Raw genomic sequence first — 19,234 nt, 5'->3', positions numbered from 1 at the left:
AGCGCCCCCTTATCGACACCGCGCTACGCCGGATGGGTCTCCTGGCGCATCTCGACGGCCATGGCCCGGTCGAACGCCCCGTCGGCGAGCACTTCCCACGACTCCAGTGAAGCGAGGTACTGGTAGAAGGCCGCGTGAATCTTCACCGTCGCCAGGCTGCGCAGGTCTTCCTCGGTCAGCTCCTGCTCAGCGAAGGCCCTGGAGTCCTCGTCATCGAGATGACCGTTGATCCGCTGGGCCGCCTCGGAGTACGTCGCCGAGCGCATCGGCGAAATGTAGACCACCGACCCGTCGGCGCTGCGCAGCTCACCGTCACCGCCAACCGAGAAGTGCTCGTCATCGTGCTGCATCTCGAGCATCACGTGCTTGTAGGCCTCGGCCAGCGGCACATCGAGCGTCTTGAGCTTGGCCACACCGTTGCGGTGGACGAGCATCTCCCTGCTCACCAGCCCCTCGGCGTAGATGCGCTCCTCACGCCTGGACTCGTCGGCCTCGAGGTCGTGGACCTCGGCGGCCAACTCGACGTTCTCGACGAACAGATCATCGTCGATCATGATCGAGGCTTCGTAGTCGTCCGGGTCCATCATCACCGCCGCATCGGGGCCCAGGCCCTCGTCCTTGGCCGCCAGGCCGCGGATAATCTCCATGACCTCGTCGGCGTAGAGGTCGGGGTCGAGCCGGGCGATCTCGATGTCCTCATAGCCGTAAGCGTCCTGGTACTGCTGCTTGGCCTCACCGGCCCACATCGCCTGGGCGATCCGCTTGTCGAGCAGCTTCTTGAAGTCCGGCTGATTGAGCTTGACGTCGAAATCGACGGCCGTCGACAGAGTCGGGATCGTCTGCAGTGTGTACTCGTCGTGGCCGGCGTGGCGGATCGTATTCTTGAATAGCCGCCAGCTCATCGGCAGGATCGTCTCGTTGCGGTTCCACACCGGCGCGTCGCCGGCGCGAAAGACGATGCTGTTGCGCTCGGGGATGAAGTACATGTCGTTGAACTTGATGAGCGGCTCCTCTTGTGTGCTCATCGTGTACGACACGGCCCCCTGCGTCTTGCCACCGATGACCTTGTTCATGTCCTGCGTGATCTGCTTGGAGTCGCGGTAGACCCGGTGGGTCTTGCCGCTCATCTTCTCCAGCGTCTCGAGCATCGAGTCGTCCGTGCTCTTGAGGAAGATGATGTTGGAGGTGTTGTGCGTGGGCAGATAATCGTCCGTGATGTAGAGGTGGCGCTCATCGGCAACGCGGATGCACTGCACCTCGTCATCGCGCAGATACTCCACCGATACGACCCGGTCGCCCGAGGTGTCCGTCCGGTCCTTCCAGAGGTCGGCCTTGCGCGCCAGCAGGAACGGGTTGACCTCCGGCAGCCGGATGTTCTGCACCCGGTAGGCCGGGCGGGCCCGCTTCTTCTCCCTCTGGTTCGGCGAGGTGGAGAGGACCTCGTTCTTCACGTTGATCGCCCCGCGGCCACCGAGAGAACGGATCACGCTCTGCACCCCACCGGCAAGCTCGGGACTGGAGGAGACGAACTCCATTTCCCCGGTCTGGCCAATCGTGCCGTCGGTGTCCATCAGACCGCGCAGCAGATCCTTCCGCTGATCGAGGGAGGAGTACAGGTAGACCTCAGGGATCGACTTCTCCCAGGAGCGCTTGCCCACCAGGTCCAGCTCGCGCAGACCCTCAGCCAGGCCGTTGATCCGATACCCGATGCCGTCCCTGCGCTCACCGTGCACAGTGTCCTCGACCACGGTGTAGCCACGACGACGGATCTCAGCCACGATCCCCTCATCGGCCGAGGTGAACTTCACGACGCCGTTCTCCTGCACATGACCGTCGCCAAGCACAGCGCCGAGCACGTACGGGTCGATCGGCAGATCAGCGCCCCGGTAGGGCACCGCCGTGATACGCGGCAGGCTGATTTTCTGACCTGCCTCGATACGCTCACGCAGCGTGTCGGTGTCAATCGTCTCCTGCACCCGCTCACAGGTCTTGCCGCCGGGACCGGTGCCCACGGTCCGCCCATCGACCTCGGTGAAGCTCGACTTCCAGCGCTCCACGGTCCACAAGTGCTCGCCGCACGCCTCGGCCGAGGAACCGTCAGCGGTCGTGACGCGGTAGACCGGACGGACGCCCTTGGGGTAGACACCCGTGACCTCAGTGGACGTGCCGAACGGGGTCAGCACCGCATCGCCGACCTTCGTGTCACCCATGCGCTGCCAGCCGTCCGGCGTAGCGATGAGTGCGTCGAACGGCTGCGCGTTACCCTGCACGATCTTGTCCACGGAGTCCCCATAGACATCGCGCAGCTGCTGGAGAGTCTGCAGGATGAGCGTGAACTGCTGCTCCTGGCCCAGCCCGATGGACAGCATCGTTTGGAAGCTCTGAATGCCCTCGCCATCGCTGGACAGGTTGCCGAGCTCGTCGAGCATGAACCGGGTCTTGTACAGCGGCTTCTGGTTGCTCTTGGTCATGTAGCTCTTGTCGAAGTTGAGGTCGACGAGCTGCTTGATGAGGATGAGCACGATCTGGGCGTACTTGGTCAGGTGCGGCGGCGTCACCAGGAACACCGCCTTGGTCTTCTCCGAGTACCGCACCATCGTCTGCTGGATCGCCCGCGCCCTGCCCTGGATCCGCTCGGGCACGACCGAGTCAGCCAGATTGAGCTTGTCCTGGGGGTACTCCGTGTTCGACGGCTCGAACGACAGGATCGTCCCGTCGGCCTTGCCGCCCTCCCTCGCCGGGCGCAGTTCGCGGATGACGCCGTCCTTGACGATCTTTTCGCCGGTGACCTGCTCTTTCACGAAGTGTCGGCCGTTGAGCGAGAGTTGGTAGCTTTTCTTGAAGTGGAAGTAGAAGGTGCGCACCAGCATCTGCTTCTCGGCGTCGACGAGCTCGAGCTTGACCCAGGCCTCGTCAGTGGGGAACTTCCCCTCGAAGTAGTACCGGGCCCAACCCTCAGGCGTGACGACGTCCTGATGGTCGAAGTCCTTGCCCAGCGACTCAGAGAACATCGGGTCGGAATAGGCCGACCACTTCGCCAGCATCTCGCGCATGAGATTGTCGCGCTTGAGGTAGTTCTGCGAGAACCGCACGCCCATCCGCCGCGGGAAGGACAGACTGCCGAAGTCCGTCGTTTGTGACGGCCGACCCGAGGTCAGACGCGAAATCGTCGGATCGGAGAAGAACGACATCGCGGTCAGAGCGATGCCGTAGACACTCGCGATCATCTTCTCGGCCCCCGCCATCGCGCGCAGCGCGTTGTCGGCGTTGCCGATGAGGGTGCGCACCGTGTTCGTCGGCAAGGCCGCAGTGGCGTTGAAGTACAGCGTGAGCATGTCCTGCTCGGGCTTGCCCTCCCACAGCGGCGACTGCGCCTCCACCCGGCGCTGCTCGGCCTGCAGGCCCTCCTCGTCGTTGTCGAACTCGCCCTTCTTCACCCGCTTCTCGAGCTCGGCCTCGGGGTTCTTCATCTTCTTCGAGGTCAGCTGGACGAACATCTGGTAGCAGTTGTACAGCGTGACCTTGCCCCACATCTCGTCGAGGCGCTGCTCGAGGACCTCCGGAGGCATGTCGGTGACCACCGCGTACTCGCGCAGTTCACGCTCCTCCTCCATGTAGACGTCGATGAGGCCGTAGGCCGCGCGTTTGAATGAGTTGCCGGCGGCCTTGGGCCACACCGGGTCCTCCCCGCCGGAGACGGGGAAGAAGACGTCGCCGATGTTCTCCACATACTGGGCGCACTTGGTCGAGTCGCCCTCGCGGGCGGCGTCGGCGGCCATGCCCAGCGGGTTGTAGATGTTCGTCTTCACCGGGTTGATGAGGTTGAACTGGACCGGCTCGAACCCGCGCATGACGAAGGGCACGTAGTTCTTGACCAGCAGCTCGCCCTTGGGGTCATTGATGATCATGTTCGACGGCCGCTTCTCCCGGCTCCACATGTCCAGGGTCGGCTCGATGATCGTCTGGCCCTTGCCGCCTCGGGTGATCGCCAGGACCATGGTGTTCACCGGAGCGGTGTCGACGATGTAGGCGCCGGCCGGGCGCTGGACCTCGTAGTCGGGGAATGTCCAGTCGTCCATGATGAGGTCGGCGACGGTCTTGTATTTCCCGAGTTTCTCCCGCGCCTTGCCGTCCGGGTTGTACGGGATGACGGTGGTGTCGAAGCGCTTCCGCAGCGGCTTGCCGTCGCTGCCCTTGACGTCGGGGACGCCGGAAGCCTCGAACAGAGCCTTGCCGAAGTCCTCGTCGATGAGCGGGACGGTCCGGGTCTTGACGTTGCCGTCGGTGTCCTCAAGGGGGTCGCCGGCGTAGTAGAGAATCTCGCCGTCCTCGTCGATGATGTCGTCCTCGGCGCGCTCGACGAGATCAACGGTACCCAGGCCCTTCTTCTTGAGCATGGTGTGGCTGATGACTGACGAGACCTGCACGGCCGAATGCGCACCGGTGTCGGGGAAGTAGTCGAACTTCTCCATGATCTCTTCGGGCAGCGCGATGTGCTGGTCGTTCTGGTGCTGGTTGATGTCGTCGGTGTCGTGCATGAGGTTCTCGGCGCTGACCCGTCGGGTCACCAGGGTCGAGATGACCAGGGCCACGGCCAGTCCCGTGCCCACCGTTATAAACAGCTTGAAGCCGGTCACGGTTGCCAGTTGGGCCCTGATGGTCGTTGTCGCGGGCTCATCGGTGCCCCTCGTCTCGTACTCGCCCTGGTACCAGTCCGGCTTCGGTACCTCTTCGGCGCTGCCGTAGCACTTCCCGCCGGGGGATGGCGATCCGGTCTCGTCGGTCTGCTTGTAGCAGGTCACCGATTTTCCGCCCTCGCTGACCTGGGTCTTGACGTAGTAGGGCTGTTCGGCCGGAACGCCTGTGCTGAACCCGCCCAGGGCGCCGGAGATGCCGATGAAGAGGGTGGTCAGGATCGAGTAGACCAGCCATGCCAGCGCGAAGACGGCGGTGCCGGTGATAGCCGCCCCGATGAATCCAGGGGTGCGCGAGCGCCGGGTGCCCAGTGTCGACCGGTCGAGCTGCTGGTCACCGTGTACGTCCCTGTTGCTCAGCGTCTCGTCCGGCCGCCTGGCCCTGATCTTTTCCCAGGTGGAGGCGGTGGGCCGCTTGGCCCGCAGCGCTTTCAGTCCCATGGCGTGCGAATCCTGTCCTGCGTTCTCGGATGCCCTTCTGATGCCGACAGCGGTGCTCCGGGTGGACCGGGCACCGCCGTGGCTTTCCGTTCCATGTGCTTCGTCGCCCCTGCCCTCAGTTGGTCACGAGCGTGCCTACGATGAATCCGGTCCCCAGGCCGAGGATCACGCCGCCGACGATGATGCTCAGGATGAGCCAGCTCGCGTGCCGCTGAAGCACCGCGAAGCGCTCGAGGTTCTTGTCGGCGGCGTCCCGATCGGCCATGACTGCCTGCAGACGTCGCTCGGCGAACTCCGTGGCACGGTTCTCGATCGCCGCATTCTCCTCGCGCAGGGCCTGGACCTGCTTGGTCAACGTCTCGGTCTTGGCTCGCTCCACCGACAAGTCCTTGCCCCACTCGGCGTCGCGCTCCTTGATCTTCGTGATCGCCGCCTGGTGGGCGAGGTCGAGCTCTTCCTCGGCCCGGCGAATCCGGTCGGCGTGCTCGGCCCGCTGGGCCTCGAGCGCGACGGCATGCTCAGACCGGGCCGCAGCCAGCTCGTCGGAGCGCGCTAGCTGCTCGGCCAGGGCCTCGGTCCGGGCGATGTCATCGCCCCGGTGATCGGCGATGATTCGACCGATCTCGTCCTTCCAGCGGTCCAGACGATCCTGCTCTGCAGCGAGGTTCTCGCTCTGCCGCTCGGCGAGCACCTTGAAAATCTGCGTCTGGCCGACCTGGAGCTTGAGGCTGGCGTCGTTGCGCCTGATCCGCAAGATCTCCTGTAGATCGTGGGTGTAAGCGTTGCTCATCTCCCGATCGATCTCGACGACCGCATCGGCCTGGTGCCTCTCAACCCGGGCCTTGTTACGTTCCCGGTAGTGGGCCTCGGCATCCTTCGCGGCCTTCTCCGCGAGCACCTTCACGTGCTCCTCGTAGTCGGTGACGATCCGGGCCTTGGCCTTGCGGACCTTCTCGTCCTTCTCCGAGACCCTCTCGGCATGCTTGGCCTCGATGCTGTCCATGAGCTGCTTGTAGCGGCTGTCCTCGCGATCGGTGGCCACCACGCGGATGACCTGCTCGATGTGCGTGGACATGAGATTGACGTAGAGGGCCCGCAGCTCGTCCTCGTGCTGATAGCGCAGACCGGCCAGGTCGGCGTTGGCCTGCCGATTGAGCTGGGCGACCTGGTCGCCCAGCCACTCGCTCGCGCCCTCGGGCACCTCGAGCTGGACAGCCGGGGCGCCGATCGAGAACGTGTGGTTGAACTCGTCGAGTCGGATACCCAGATCCAGATCCTCGGGCAGGAAGCGCCGAGCCAGACCGTCGCGGACGGTCTCTTGGTCGTCGGCGTAGACGCCCTCGGTTGCCTCGGCAGACATCGGCTCGTCCACGGCGGTGTCGTCTTCGTCGATCTCTTCGATGCCGAAGCCCTCGCCCCCGGGGCCCTCCGTCGCCACGGAGGCTTCGGAGACCGGTGCGGGCTCGCCGATCGGCTCTGGCTCGGGGACCTGGAGGTCGGGTTCCTCGTCGGTGTCCAGGTCGTCGAAGACCGGCTCGTCATCATCGTCATCAGTTGGGGAGTCGTCCTCGTCCAACGGAGCGAAGATCTCGTCGCCGTCCGCCGGCTGCGTCGGATCAGAGGCCGCGGCATCGGTGGGGTTGGCGCCCGACAGCCCCGAATGGTCGGCCCAGGCCTGCCCTCCCACCGCCTGCTCGAGGCTGAGGGTGCCAGCGGCGACCTGCTGCGTCTGGGGGAAGGTCGCATCACCGACGAACTCGACGTGCAGGTCCCCCTCGCCGCTCTCCCAGACCACGGCCCAGGAGTACTCAGCTTCTGTGAGCAGCGAGTACTCGTCCATCCGCTGGAGCGTGGAGGCGGTTGGAATGATGCCGAAGACCTCTTCAGCGAGCATCTCTGCGGTGGCGACGGTCTCGATCGCGTCATTCTCGATGAGCTTGATGATCGAGCCCTTAGCCTCGTCACGGCTCTGACGGCGACTGAGCCCGCCGACGGCCTCAGAGGACAGGCCGAGCATCACCCAAGCGGTCCCGGAGGGGAAGGCGAACTTCTCGTTCTTCTTGAGCAGGTCCACGACCCCCGCCGTCGCGGTCTCGTGTACGACCGAGGACAGCAGTTCGTCCGGCTTCTTCTTGCGCTCTTTCTTGCGTCTGGCCGCCGTCATGCCCGGAATGGCCATGGATGTCGATCCCCTCACTGGACGAAACACAGTTCGACTGGTTTATTAACGATCCTATCGCTCGTGCCAGTCAATGAACAATGAAAGATGCATTGAATAGTGTCATTGGATGGGTGGCGTTCTGCTGTGCGTGGCCCCGAGCCGCACCCTTGATGGGTCGGTCAGCCACACCCTGAACGGCCCCGCCCACACCCTGCACCTGCACGAGAGCCAGCCGCCGAGGCCATCTCCCTGGCTGTCCACCGCGAGAGTCCCTGCACCGCCGAACAACACGGCTTCCTGTGGCACGCCCACGACGCATGCGACGACTTCACCATCGATCGCGAGTGGCTCAGGTCACGCTTGCGAGGTGTCACGAAGCACCGCTCTGAGGGGTCCCCCTTGGGGAGCCGTCCTCACCGAACGCTCCACAACCATCAGTGCCGACAAGGAAGGTAAAAGCATGAGTGCACTTGACGCCCCCAGGCCGCTCCAGAGGGAGATCGAGGCTCTCTACAGCCGAGTCGCTCGTGAGACAGAGGACAAGTGGGTCCGCCAGCTGGTGGGCGTCGACCGGCCGGTGTCCGAGCAGGAGGCTGAACAGGCCCTGGAAGATCTGTTTGCCCGCTGGGCAGGCCTGGCCCACGCTCGCAGGTCCACCGGGGAGGAGTAGACCTCACACATGGAAACGACCAGCCCTCACGGTGAACACCGTGAGGGCTGGTCGCTTCACGTGGCACGACTGCCTCGCCGGCCTCAGGTAAAAGGGAGGCAAGACGCCGACCTACGAAATTCAGCCTCGATGGGCGCTGACGACGATGCGCGCATCGGACTTGAGCAGGCGCTTGTGGTCGCTGACGAGCTTCCCTGCGACCTCGACCCGGACCCGTCGTTCGGCGGGGTGCTCGTTGATGAACGTCGCGATGCTAGTGGTCACCTCGTCGGTGAGCTTAGCGACCGCGGCGCGTGCGCCGCCAGCATCAGAGTCCGACTCGCCTTTGTCTTCGACGAGGTATTGCAACACCTTCTTGGAGACATCGACCCGCACGTTGTGTTTGACGGCGACCTCTTGGACGACCCCGCGCAACTTGCCAGCGACGATCTTCTTCTGGGTCTCCTCGGACAGTGGCTGGAAGGGCACGATCGCGTCAATGCGGCCCAGCAGCTCGGGTGGGAAACGGTTGCCTCCGGTCGTCTGCGAGATGGAGCGCCGGATGAGCTTCTGATACTCGACAAGGTTCTCGCCGGAACCGGTGTCAGAGGAGGCGTAGTTGGCGATCGTCTTGTAGATCTCAGAGCCTGCGTTGGTGGTGAGCACGATGTAGGTGTTGAGGAAACTCACGGTCCGGTTGTTGTCGTCGGAGAGCCGACCGTCGTCGAGAACCTGGAGCAGGATGCGCGTGACGATCGAGTTCGCCTTCTCGATCTCGTCGAAGAGCAGCACGGAGTAGGGCCGGTCCCACACCCGCTTCGTCAGCTCCGAGCGGAATACCGCGTAGGATTCCTCGCTCGCGTACTCGGTCATGTCGAATCGGATGAGGTGTCGCTCGTCGTCGCCGAAGATGAGGTTCGCCAGCTGCTTGACCGTTTCCGTCTTACCAGTGCCTGTACTCCCAGTGAATACAAAGGAAGCTCTCGGCTTGGTCTTGTCATTGAGGTCGGCCACCGACAGCTGCAGGCGACGGGCGAGCATGCCCGTGGCAAGGTCCTGGCTAAACACCCGTTCGTCGAGCTCGGCCTTGATCCTCGCCCCGTCGACGCGGACGTCGACGTTGTTGCCCGTCGACTCCATGATCACGTCGGCGAGCAGCTCGCGGTCCATGGCCCGGCCGGTGATCCGGTGCCAGCCGACCATCGAGTCGAGCACGAGGATCGACTTTCGCGGCTGAGAGCTGGCCGGGATGTAGCGCTGGGTGTACTCGTAGATCTGCTGGAAGATGTGGTCGTCGTAGAACTGGTCGGCGACACCGTAGCGCCCGGCCATCCCCTTGAGGATCTTGACTGTCGTCGCCTGGTCCGGTTGGGAGAGGTTGATGCGCTGGAGGCGCTCGACGAGCGGCTGATTCGACGAGATGTGCTTGTGGAACTCCTCATAAGTCGTCGCCGCGATGATCCGGATCCCGCGCGTGCCCGAGGCCGCCAGCACCGGTTTGATCGCCTCGGTCGCGGCGTCGGAGAGCTGGATGATCTGGTGGAACTCGTCGATGAAGAGCACGAGCTCTTCTTGTTCGACCCGGTGGAACTCCTCGGCCTCGTCGAAGAAGCGCTTGAGCAGGGCGGCCATCTGCTGGCCATCGCCTGCCTCGGCGATCATCCGCGCGGGGTCGACTTCGAGGTAGCGGCGCTGCGAATCCTGGACCGACACCGCTTGGACGAGCGCGGTCTTGCCTGTGCCGGCCTCGGCCAGCAGCAGCACGTTCGACAGCTCGGGCCGCGCCATTCCCGCCATGACCTGCATCTGCTCCCGCTTGCGGCCGACGATCTCGCGCTCGGCCGGCTTGAGGGGGTCCGACAGCTTCGACAGGGTCGGATAGGCCGCATCACGCCTCTCGTCGTTGAACATCTACCGGATCGCCCCCGACCATCTGACTGTTTCAATTGAAACACCAGTAAAAACACTATCGAAATAGGCCATTGTGATTCCTCTATGAAAGGATTCGTGGAGCAACTCCCCGGGGGCCTTTGGGTGGCCCCCAGCCCTGCGCCTCAGTCGCCGTACTCCCGGCCGACGCCCTGCTGGCCCTGGCCCTCGAACCGGTAGTCGTACGTCTCGGAGACCGGCCGACCTGCCGATCGTGTCCGCGATGCGGTGTACGACAGCCACTCGTCGGTCGCCTCGGGCTCGGCCTGGGCGCGGGACCGGTTCGCCATCTCCGCACGCACACCGCAGTAGGCGTCGGTGGCCGCTCCCTTTCTCACCGCGGCGGCGCCCTTGGCCTGCGCATCGAAGGCACGCGCCCGGTCAGCGGCGGTAGCCGCGTCCCTGAAGCTCTCGGACTGGACCGGCTGGCCGACCTTCGAATCCTTGATCCGCTGGCTGATCGGCGGCTTCTTCGTCGGCACTTCCGCGCTGTCCGGCTGGGCCGGCCGCGCCTCGGCCTGCTCGATCTCCCTGGCCCTCCGCACGTCCTTGGCGAGCTTGGCGTTGACCGCGCCCCCGACGACTCCGCCCAGCGGCATCGCCGTGATGAAGGCTCGACCCGGGTTTCCGGCCTTCCTCGCGGTATTGGCCTGACCCACGCTCGCCCCGGCAGCCGCTCCGATCACCGTTCCGACTCCCGTGCCCAGGCCCGGCACGACCGATCCCGCCTTCGCCCCCAGCTTGCTGCCGGTGACCCCGCCCTTGAGGCCCGCCGACAGCATCTGCCTCTCGGTCTCCACCCGCTCGGTCCGCGATGGCTTCTGAGGCCGACCCCGTCCCGAAGCCGGGCTGTAGCCCGGCATGTCCCCGGCCCTCGCCCCTTGGTCCGCTCCCGCCCCGGAGCGTCCGTAGACAGGGACGTCGCCCGTCCTTTCGTCGTGCCTGACTGCGCGCGAGGGCGGGGGAGTCCTCTCATCCCTACCGTAGATGGGCACGCGGCCGGTCTTGGTCTCATGGCGCGCCCCGGTCGCGGGTCCTCCGTAGATCGGCACGTCACCGGTGTCGATTCTTGCCATCGTCTCCACACTCCTTCACTCGCCGAGAACCGGCTTGCACTCATTGGCCACCTGTTGAGGGGCGGTCTCGTCGATCTCGAACTTGTACGGGTAGGTCTAGGACTCCGGGGCCTGCTCGGCTGACGTGGGGTGCACCGAGTCGTCCAGCAAGGCCTTCGCCGCGTCCATCAGTGATGGCATCCCGATCTGTTCGGGTCCTATGTCATGTCTCCTCTCACAGGCATAAACCCTTCGAAATGGGCGAAGGCCCGCATCCCGGGAATACATCCCGGTGCGGACCTTCCGTTCGTGAGCCCGGTCCCGATCAGCCGATCGAGGGCTCCGGCTCGGCGACCGACGCCGCGGGGGCCGGGATCGCTTCGGGCTGGGCGGTCTGCGCCTGCTGGGCCTCGGTGGCCTTCTCGGCCTGACGGGCCTGCTTTGCCGCCTTCATCGACCCGAACTGGTCGTTGAGGGTGTTCGGCCCCATCTTGAAGTCGGACTGGCCGATCTCCTTGTTGGTGTTGATGATCAGGCCGTCCTTGGCCGGCATGACGCTGGCCTTGACCGCGAAGGCCGCGCCGATCGGTTCGCCATCCTTGTTGGTGACGGGCTCGACGTTGGGCCCGGCGGCGGCCTTGATCTTCTCGAACTGGTCCATCGAGTAGCCTGCGCCGTTGTTGTGATAGGTCTTGCCGTCGCGCTCCTGCTTCCGCGAGACCAGGTGGAGGTTGCTCTGGCCGGGGCCGCGAGGGTCCCTGTGGTCGACCATCGCGTCGAGGAACTGGCTCTTGCCGTTCTTGGTGACGTTGTTGAAGTGGGTCTTGACGATGAGGTTGATGTTGGTCATCGCGCCTTCGCCCGGGAGATAAGCCATGATCGTTCCCTTTTATTCAATCCGCCTGTCATCAGGTCGGTCATGATCAGTGACGTCGTCCGAATCGATCAACTTAGTCGCCATCGAACACTTATCACGATAGTACTAAGATAGATCATTGGCAACCATTGAATGATGGTTCTTAGTCTTTTGTTGGGCCCGACCTGGAGGGGGCGTGCTGACGATCCTGGGTGGCATCAGATGGTGCGGCACTCGCTTCGAGTACGGCCTGGTCCACCCGGGCAGTAACCCGCACCGCCAGCTCGGCGTCGAGCGGGGACGCCTTCGACCGGCGTGCCGCCTCGGCCCCCTCCTGCTCCGTCCGCAGCTCGGCGATGCGCGAAGGTAGAACGAACCTGCCCATCTCGGCCCACCCCGCCGACAGCGCCCGCGCCGTGTGCGTCATCGCCGCCACGTCGTCGACGGGCAGCTCGACGATCGTCGCCGACTGATCCGAGCCCTCGAGGTAGTCCATCGCTGCCAAGACCAGCTGCCTCCGAGTCCGTGCTGCGGCCAGGAACGCCCGTCCGGCCCTTTGCCCGACCTCTACGTCGGAGACGAAGTCGTAGCCGAGGTGATGGAGGTCAAGGGCCTTGACCTCCGCGAAGTCGTGGCTGGCTCCCTCGACGATGACTGCCGCGTCGGTGACGGCATCGGCCCTGGTCTCGTCGACGCCGAGCTCGAGAACGAGACCTGAGCCCGACAACCGGCTGCGCAGCTCGGCGACCCGTTCGTCGTAGACCCGCTTCATCGTCGCGATCCGGCCGTCGAGGACGGCCCGCCCAGCCCTGCCCTGGGTCAGGTGCCGCCCCCCGGGCTGGTCGTAGACCTGCCGACCGATCCGCTCAGCCTCCTCGCCGTCCTTCATCCGCGCCAGCGAGGCGTCGGCGCGCAGGCCCATCAGAGACAGGAGTCGGGCACCGTAGTCGGAGAGGGCCTGCTGCTCCTCGTGCCAGGCGCTGGAATCGGCGAGGAAGGGCAGGAAGTGCTGGTACTTGGCCATCACCTGCTCGTGCCAGCGCTGCTCGAAGCGGTAGTGGTCGTAGAGGGGGCGCGAGTGTGCTGCGGCGACGTCGGCGGCGTCCGAGCGCTCCCAGCGCAGGGCGAGCCTGCGGTTGTGCTCGGCCTGGCGGCGGTGGTGGGCCAGGCGCGAGGAATAGCTGCGCAGACGGAAGCCGAAGAAGATGAGGTCGTCAGCCCTTTCGCCCTGGGCCTGCTCGTCGGCGGCAGCGACGGCCATGCGCTCGTAGTCCATCCCCATGAGCTCGAGCATCGGGGTGCGCACCGTCAGCTCCTCGGCGGACATGGTTCGCAGCAGCTGGTAGACGCCGTTGACGGCGCGCTCGACGATCTGGGATCGACCTCGGTTGATGAGCGCCTGCCACTGCTTGGTCGACAAGTCCTCGTTGGCCCGTCGGTGGTCGGCGTAGTCGCGGATGCGCTCCATGGCCGCTGGCATCGGCGAGCCGGGGCGGGCCAGCTGCTCGGTTACCAGTTCGGTCACCAGCGCATTGGCCTTGCGCATCGACGCCGCCCTTGACCCGGCTCGCCACAGGCTCCGGTCGACCGGCAGGCAGGCGAGGACGAACTGCGGCAGGGCCTCGGTCCGGATCCGGTCGTGGGCCCAGCGCTTGATGTAGGTCGTGACATTGCGCCGCTCATAGCCGACCGCGCTGGACAGGTGGGCCACGGGCTGCTTCTCGTCGAGCCAGGCGTCGATGCCCCGGCGCAGGCGGGCCTTGTGCCGGTCGAGCAGCTTGCCTTTTTGCGTGCCGTCCTTGGCCCGCCGCCCCGGGCCGGCGTCGACCATGGCCAGGTGGCAGTGGACGTGCTCGGTGTCGACCTGCACGACCCCGACGTAGCGGAGGTCGTCGTAGCCGCCGGTGCCCGAGGCCATCCTCTCGAGCCCGTGTATGATCGCCATCCGCAGCTTCATCTGGTCGAGATGGCCGCGGTAGTCGCCGGCCTTCTCACAGTGGAAGTCGGGATCGACGATGCCGTGGCGCTTGAGATAGGCCTCGTCGAAGGACAGCACGGTCTTCATCACCGTGTGCCCGCCCTCGAAGAGGCGCTGGATGTCGGCGCTGGCGGACTCCAGCTGCTCGTCGGACAGCGACACCGAGCCGTAGCCGAAGGCCACACCCCCATCTCCCTGGGCCTGGCGCATCTCGTACTTCGCCTCCCGGCGCGAGGGCATCCGCTCCACCGCCGAGTCGCGCGCCATGTAGCGCAGGATGAAGTCGTCGGTGCGCAGGCGCTGGATCGGTGCCAGGGACTCGGTCGCCCCTTCTCGGGCCATGTACCGGGTCACATACGCCCCCGGCGTCCCCCCGCGCGAGCCCTTACCTCCGGGCAGGGGGACGCTGAACTCGTTGACCACGACGATGTCCGTCTTCAGTGGCATGGCACTGGGCCCCCTTGTTGGGACCAGCCCCGGCCTGCGAATGAAGTCCACGTGTTCCGGGGCTGGTCGGTCTGGTGTAGCGCCCGTGCGAGCCTCAGTACTCCCGTCCGTCCTCGTTCGACGCCTGATCGAGCTCGGCGGCGCGGGCGGCGACCTCGGCCTTGCGTCGCTCGAGCGAGGACGGGCCAGTCGAGGGGAAGACCTCGTCGCCGAAGCCGAAGTCGACGTCTCCCGGGTCCGCCTCGACGGCCGGCCCACGCACCGGCGACGGGACCGTCCGCCCGGCCCTTTCCCGGTCGCCGTCCCTCTCGTCCTCGTCGCTCTCGACCAGCGAGGACGCCACCTGCTGGGCATAGAGGTGCTCGGGCGTGCCCTCCTCTGCAGCCAGTCCGGCCTGGAACGCCTGGCGCTCGGCCTCGATGGCGTCCTCGATCTCCTGCCTGCGCCCGGCGAACTCGTCGACGGCCGTGAGGTCGGCGACAGCCTCGCCGACCTCGCGAACGGACTCGACGTCGTAGATGTCCTCGCCGAAAAGGCTGTCGAGCTCGCCGGAGCGGATGTCCACCGTGCGCTTGTCGGCAACCTCGACCCCAGAACGGGAGAAGTCGTCGAAATAGGCGGCCAGGTCGTAGCCGGAGGTCTCCAGGCTGGCGGGCAGGTCGCCGCGACGGTGGACGTGGGCGAAGACGACCGGCCACTGGCCGCCGTCGACACCGAGGTCGGGGGAGAGCACGACCGCGTCGATCTCAGCTGGTAGCTCCCATTCCACACCGGTGACCCGCCCGTCAGGCACGCGGAAGCTGGGCTGGAAGTAGCCCTTCTGAGCCAGGTGGACGAGCTGGGCGTCGTCGAACTCATAGAACACGTCGATCTGCTCCGAGCCGACCGGATACGTCAGCTCGGTCAGCCCGTGGGGCATCCCCTCGGGCAGTGCGATGGTGCGCATCTCGCCGATAGCGTGCAGGTAGGGCCGGTACTTCAGGTCCGGTCCGTGGTGGGCCAGCTCGATCGTGTCGACGAGCACCCCGACCGTGGCCGGGATCCGCTCGAAGCGTTGGGTCTGGACCCCTCTCAGGTTGAGTACGCGCTCGGCCCACACGTCGGCCATCGTCAGCCCTGCAGTCCGCATCATTTCCTCCGCTTCCGTTTCCTCCGCTTGCTTCCACTGCTCGTGGTGGTCTTCTCCCGCCCCGGGCGGGCACGCTCAGGACCGTCGTCTTCGGACTCCAGCTGCGTGCGCATCCGCTCGATCTTTCGTGTCCCGGCCCGCCACAGGGCCCGCATGATCGCGACCTCGCCGATCATGAGCATCCCGACGACGAACAACAGCGGCACCAGCCACACCGCAATGAGGCCGTCGACGCCCACGCCGGGCCCGGCCGCTCCCGACTCCATGTGCAGCCACGCGCCCAGGGCGGGCACGAGCGAGGTGGCGGTCGTGAATATGAGCAGCCAGTCAAAGACGAGGATCGAGGCGCGGATGAACCCGGCCTTGGCCCAGTGCTTCTTCTTTGTCGCCCGCCTCTTGGGCTTGTTCGCCCCCTTGAGGTCGTCGAGCAGTCGCCTGCCCAGGCTCGGGCGGGGCTCCTTGTCCGGCAGTTCCGAGCGGGGTGTGTAGTCCGTCTTCTCGGTATCGACGGTCGTCTCGGTGCGCTCGGCGGTCAGTGTCATCACGTCCTCGCCCTTTTCGTTCTTGGTCGTCTTGGGTGGGCGTCGATCAGTCCTCGCCGTCTCCTGCCGAGGGTTCGGTCGTTGGCTCAGCACTCTCGTCCTTCGTCGCCTGGTCTCCGTCCGCGGCCTCGAGCCCCGCCCGGCTCGCGTTCGAGGCTCGGTAGGCTACGGCCTCGGTGAGCGCGCCATCCTGCTTGGTCGTCGCGGTCACAAAGACGAACTGGGCCCCGCCCTCGTTCGGCTTGAGCCGTGCCAGGGCGGTGTAGCTGTAGTCGAGGCCGCTGATGCCCGCGACCTGGATGTCGAGGTCGGTCAACCGGAAGTGCCGGCCCTCGCCCGTGGCCATCCACTCGGGCAGGAACTCGGTGAGTGTGCGTGAGTCCGGTCCGAGGACGTCCCAGCGGGCATCGAGGCTGATCTGTTCATCGCGCACCGACCTTGACGACGCCGGTGCCTCGGCCAGCGCAAGCACGAAGGTTCTGATGACCCTTTGGTCGCGCTTGATCCTGTCCGCGTCGATCCCGCCGAGCTCGGCGAGCAGCTCGGAGTGCTTGGCTGCCAGCTCGCGCTCGGCCCCCTCCTTGTCCTCGACCAGTCCGGCCTTGATACCCGCGGCCTGCTCGGTCGACGAGGCCTGGTCGCCGGGGCTCAGTGTCATGACCAGGCTGGCCACGGACAGTGCCAGGAGGCTGGCGCAAATGCTGAGGAAGACGGTGTTGGCGCGCTTCTTCATCCATGCGCCCAGGTTCTGCTTCATCCCTGCTTCACCTCCATGACGCGGGCTGCGCCCTGGACCGTCATGCCGGTGCGGACCTCCGAGAAGGTCTGGCCGGTGAGGTCGTAGTCCGCCGACGCCCAGGCGAGCACCGCCGGGTCCTGGCCCTTGGCGGGGTGGCGCTCGATGGCCTGCCAGGTCACCGGGATCATTCCGTCGACCTCGACGGTGGCCGGGGTCGCCGCGATCCACGCGAAGCCTGAGTCGAAGCTGGCGGGGATGCCCACGGCTTCCGGTACCGAGGCGTCGGAGGCGAGCAGGTACCAGGGGTCAAGCGCTGAGGCGTCGACTGAAGGTGTGAACAGGGGAGTGAGGTCGCGGCGGGTCGAGGCCACCAGCACGGGGTCGAGCACGCCGTCGGCAGCCTCGATCCGTGGCGTGAGCTGCCGGTAGTCGTTCTGCAGGGCCGCGACTCGGTCGGCCGCGGCCATCGCCTTGAGGAGTCCGCGCTCGGCGTCTCGGCCCTTGGGCAGCTCTTCAGCGCGGGCCTCGGCGAGGTGGATCTCCTCGCGCAGGTCGAAGATCTCCTTCGTGTCAGCTCTGCTCATTTCAGGACCGTTCGAGCCAGAGGAGCCGAAGGCGAGCACACCAGCGACGAGGGCGATCACGAGCATGATCACTCCGGCCACCACGGCACGGGTGGTCAGCAGCTCTTCGTTGTCCTGCGAACCCTCGTGCGAGGGCTCGTCTCCGTCCGGCCCCGGCTTCACCTTGACTCGCCTGTTGGCGGGCGTGACGAACGTCCGCCGCGGAGCGGCCTCGGCCAGGTCCTCATCGGCGGCGGTCTTCTTCGCCTTTGTTGACGCCATTTATGCCTCGAATCACTCTTTCACTCATTTGCCAAACTAATCGCATGAAGGTCAATCATTTAATGATGGATGGGTGGTCATCGACTCGACTGAGTCCTCTCCGAGGGAGGGGCGCTCGTCAGCGCCGTGACCTCCCCCTCGTCGTCGACGGTGATGCGCAAAAGCATCCGCCTCGTCTCGGTCGGCGTTGTCCCGTCGGAGCCAGGGCGCACGTGGCTCGAGCTCACGTCGATGTCGGCCACCACGGCGTACTCGTAATCCCTGCCGGTGACCCTCATCGGGTCGACGTTGACGTTCTTGCCGAGGGAGAAGACCAGGCCCACGGCGTCGATGTAGTACTGGCTCGTGCCGTCGACGACGGTGCGGGTTGCCGGCGGCATGAACTCGGTGAGGAAAGGGTCCTTCTCGTCGAGGCCAAAGCTGTCGACGAGGTTCGCCCGGGCCGCCTCGTAGGACTGGCCGTCGTGCCAGGTGAAGGCCGTAGCGAGCACATCGTCGATGACCGCCCGGTCGGTAACCAGCCTCGACTTCGTCACTCCGAGGGCCTCGTAGGTGTTGATCTCGGCGGCCTCGTCCTCGGCGGCCCGGGCCGTGGCCAGCCGCCTTTCGAGGCCAGCGATCTCCCTGGACTGGGCGTCGAGCCCGCGGCTGCGCTCCATCTGCTGCAGTCCCGCTCCGACGCACGCGGCCACGAGCACCGTGGCGGTTATGAGCACCCAGAGGTTGCGCCGGAGGAACCCCGGTCGATCAGTCGTCGGCCGCACGCTCACTTCGTCCCCCGTCCTTCTTCGGCGTGATGCTGGACTCGTCGGTGCTCAGGTGCTCGGCGCCGGCGGTGGTGACGACGAGAGCGAAATCGACGAACGTGCCCGTCTCGCCGTCGAAGTCGGCGCTCGCCCACGCCAGTACGTCCTCGGTTTTCGTGTCGGTGCACGTCCACACCGCGTGGGCCATGCTCTCCTCACCCACGACGGGCATCGCCGACTCCACGGCCCAGATCGAGGCGGACTCCGGCGACGGAGTGCGCCCGTCATGGCGGACGTACCAGGCGTAGCGGGGATCGATCGTGCCCGGGCCGTGCGAGACGGCCGTTGACCACTGGTAGGCCTCGGTGTCGTCGAGGACGAGGGTCTCGTCGGCGAAATATGGTGCCAGCGCTCGGCGGTGCTCGGCCACCTCCTCCATCTCCGGACTCGGAGCGCCGTCGCCGGGTGTGGGGGCCGATGCGGCCCTGAGGTAGAGATCGATGAAGCCCTGCTGTTCCTTCGCGACCGACTCGGCCTTCTCGGAGACGTCTGTGGCCAGGGCGGTGAGTGCGGCCTTGGACTCCTCGTCGTTCCGAGGCTCCTCGGCGTGGGCGACTTCCTGCGTCAGTGATGCGATCCGCTCGGAGTTTTCGGCCTGCTGGGCCCGGTAGCCCTCCTCGGACACGGCCGCGGCCGCGAGCAGGGTGAGGATCAGAGTGCCGATGGTGGCCACGCCTGCCTTGCGCAGGGCACGGGCGTTGTCCTCGGGCGTGCGCGCGGCCAGCTGCGCCCGCTTCTCGATGGCCCAACCGTCAAAGGCCGACTCCAGCTCTGCGCCGCTCATCCTCCGCACCGGCCTGCGGTTGGCCGCGATGGCCTTCAGTTTCGCCCTCACCGACAGGCCGCGGTCTGAGAGGGTCCCCTGGCCCTCGTCCGGCTGCGGGTCGGCATCCCCGTCTCTGCTCACACTCGATCCTCCATGATTATCTGTTCTCATTGAAAGATGACTTAATCATATCGTGA

The 19,234-nt window shown here is 65.9% G+C and carries 13 protein-coding genes; 1 reads left to right on the top strand and 12 read right to left on the bottom strand.

The genetic code is table 11. The annotated features are described in order from the left end of the window. Window positions 1-23 precede the first annotated feature (23 nt). Window positions 24-5,135 (bottom strand): type IV secretory system conjugative DNA transfer family protein, encoded by a 5,112-nt coding sequence (locus NE857_RS21400; protein WP_254417363.1) that lies wholly within the window; start codon window positions 5,133-5,135, stop codon window positions 24-26. 115 nt (window positions 5,136-5,250) lie between these two features. Continuing rightward, window positions 5,251-7,314, bottom strand: a complete 2,064-nt coding sequence (locus NE857_RS21395) for a coiled-coil domain-containing protein (protein ID WP_254417362.1) — start codon at window positions 7,312-7,314, stop codon at window positions 5,251-5,253. A gap of 442 nt (window positions 7,315-7,756) precedes the next feature. On the opposite strand from NE857_RS21395, the gene NE857_RS21390 reads away from it, so the two are divergent. Beyond that, entirely contained in the window at window positions 7,757-7,966 is a 210-nt protein-coding gene (locus NE857_RS21390; RefSeq protein WP_254417361.1) for a hypothetical protein, read from the top strand. Window positions 7,967-8,086: 120 nt separating this feature from the next. Here NE857_RS21390 and NE857_RS21385 read toward each other — a convergent pair whose 3' ends face one another. The 10 genes from NE857_RS21385 to NE857_RS21340 form a co-directional block, all read right to left on the bottom strand. After that, window positions 8,087-9,856 (bottom strand): AAA family ATPase, encoded by a 1,770-nt coding sequence (locus NE857_RS21385; RefSeq protein ID WP_254417360.1) that lies wholly within the window; start codon window positions 9,854-9,856, stop codon window positions 8,087-8,089. A gap of 143 nt (window positions 9,857-9,999) precedes the next feature. After that, a complete protein-coding gene (locus NE857_RS21380; RefSeq protein ID WP_254417359.1) occupies window positions 10,000-10,674 on the bottom strand; it encodes a hypothetical protein in 675 nt (224 codons plus the stop codon). Window positions 10,675-11,254: 580 nt separating this feature from the next. Beyond that, window positions 11,255-11,806, bottom strand: coding sequence for a hypothetical protein (locus NE857_RS21375; protein ID WP_254417358.1), 552 nt, complete (start codon window positions 11,804-11,806; stop codon window positions 11,255-11,257). Window positions 11,807-11,948: 142 nt separating this feature from the next. Next, window positions 11,949-14,210, bottom strand: a complete 2,262-nt coding sequence (gene mobL / locus NE857_RS21370) for a relaxase MobL (protein ID WP_254417357.1) — start codon at window positions 14,208-14,210, stop codon at window positions 11,949-11,951. 94 nt (window positions 14,211-14,304) lie between these two features. Further along, complete coding sequence (locus NE857_RS21365) at window positions 14,305-15,342, bottom strand: hypothetical protein (RefSeq protein ID WP_254417356.1); 1,038 nt, start codon at window positions 15,340-15,342, stop codon at window positions 14,305-14,307. Then, complete coding sequence (locus NE857_RS21360) at window positions 15,339-15,881, bottom strand: hypothetical protein (protein ID WP_254417355.1); 543 nt, start codon at window positions 15,879-15,881, stop codon at window positions 15,339-15,341. Before NE857_RS21360 ends, NE857_RS21365 begins: the two co-directional genes overlap by 4 nt. A 46-nt stretch (window positions 15,882-15,927) precedes the next feature. Next, window positions 15,928-16,638, bottom strand: a complete 711-nt coding sequence (locus tag NE857_RS21355; protein WP_254417354.1) for a hypothetical protein — start codon at window positions 16,636-16,638, stop codon at window positions 15,928-15,930. Further along, window positions 16,635-17,465, bottom strand: coding sequence for a hypothetical protein (locus tag NE857_RS21350; RefSeq protein ID WP_254417353.1), 831 nt, complete (start codon window positions 17,463-17,465; stop codon window positions 16,635-16,637). The genes NE857_RS21355 and NE857_RS21350 overlap by 4 nt, the downstream gene beginning before the upstream one ends. A gap of 77 nt (window positions 17,466-17,542) precedes the next feature. Next, window positions 17,543-18,235, bottom strand: a complete 693-nt coding sequence (locus NE857_RS21345; RefSeq protein WP_254417352.1) for a hypothetical protein — start codon at window positions 18,233-18,235, stop codon at window positions 17,543-17,545. Further along, a complete protein-coding gene (locus NE857_RS21340) occupies window positions 18,213-19,178 on the bottom strand; it encodes a hypothetical protein (RefSeq protein ID WP_254417351.1) in 966 nt (321 codons plus the stop codon). Before NE857_RS21340 ends, NE857_RS21345 begins: the two co-directional genes overlap by 23 nt. Between the last annotated feature and the right edge of the window lie 56 nt (window positions 19,179-19,234).

The sequence above is a fragment of the Nocardiopsis exhalans genome (genome assembly GCF_024134545.1).
GTDB classification, from domain to species: domain Bacteria; phylum Actinomycetota; class Actinomycetes; order Streptosporangiales; family Streptosporangiaceae; genus Nocardiopsis; species Nocardiopsis exhalans.
This window is presented reverse-complemented; position numbering and strand designations above follow the sequence as displayed.

What these genes read in the sequence shown, in the direction of transcription:
- NE857_RS21400 (WP_254417363.1), bottom strand. Translation starts at nt 5,135, where the DNA reads ATGGGACTGAAAGCGCTGCGGGCCAAGCGGCCCACCGCCTCCACCTGG.
- NE857_RS21395 (WP_254417362.1), bottom strand. Translation starts at nt 7,314, where the DNA reads ATGGCCATTCCGGGCATGACGGCGGCCAGACGCAAGAAAGAGCGCAAG.
- NE857_RS21390 (WP_254417361.1), top strand. Translation starts at nt 7,757, where the DNA reads ATGAGTGCACTTGACGCCCCCAGGCCGCTCCAGAGGGAGATCGAGGCT.
- NE857_RS21385 (WP_254417360.1), bottom strand. Translation starts at nt 9,856, where the DNA reads ATGTTCAACGACGAGAGGCGTGATGCGGCCTATCCGACCCTGTCGAAG.
- NE857_RS21375 (WP_254417358.1), bottom strand. Translation starts at nt 11,806, where the DNA reads ATGGCTTATCTCCCGGGCGAAGGCGCGATGACCAACATCAACCTCATC.
- mobL (WP_254417357.1), bottom strand. Translation starts at nt 14,210, where the DNA reads ATGCCACTGAAGACGGACATCGTCGTGGTCAACGAGTTCAGCGTCCCC.
- NE857_RS21365 (WP_254417356.1), bottom strand. Translation starts at nt 15,342, where the DNA reads ATGATGCGGACTGCAGGGCTGACGATGGCCGACGTGTGGGCCGAGCGC.
- NE857_RS21360 (WP_254417355.1), bottom strand. Translation starts at nt 15,881, where the DNA reads ATGACACTGACCGCCGAGCGCACCGAGACGACCGTCGATACCGAGAAG.
- NE857_RS21355 (WP_254417354.1), bottom strand. Translation starts at nt 16,638, where the DNA reads ATGAAGCAGAACCTGGGCGCATGGATGAAGAAGCGCGCCAACACCGTC.
- NE857_RS21350 (WP_254417353.1), bottom strand. Translation starts at nt 17,465, where the DNA reads ATGGCGTCAACAAAGGCGAAGAAGACCGCCGCCGATGAGGACCTGGCC.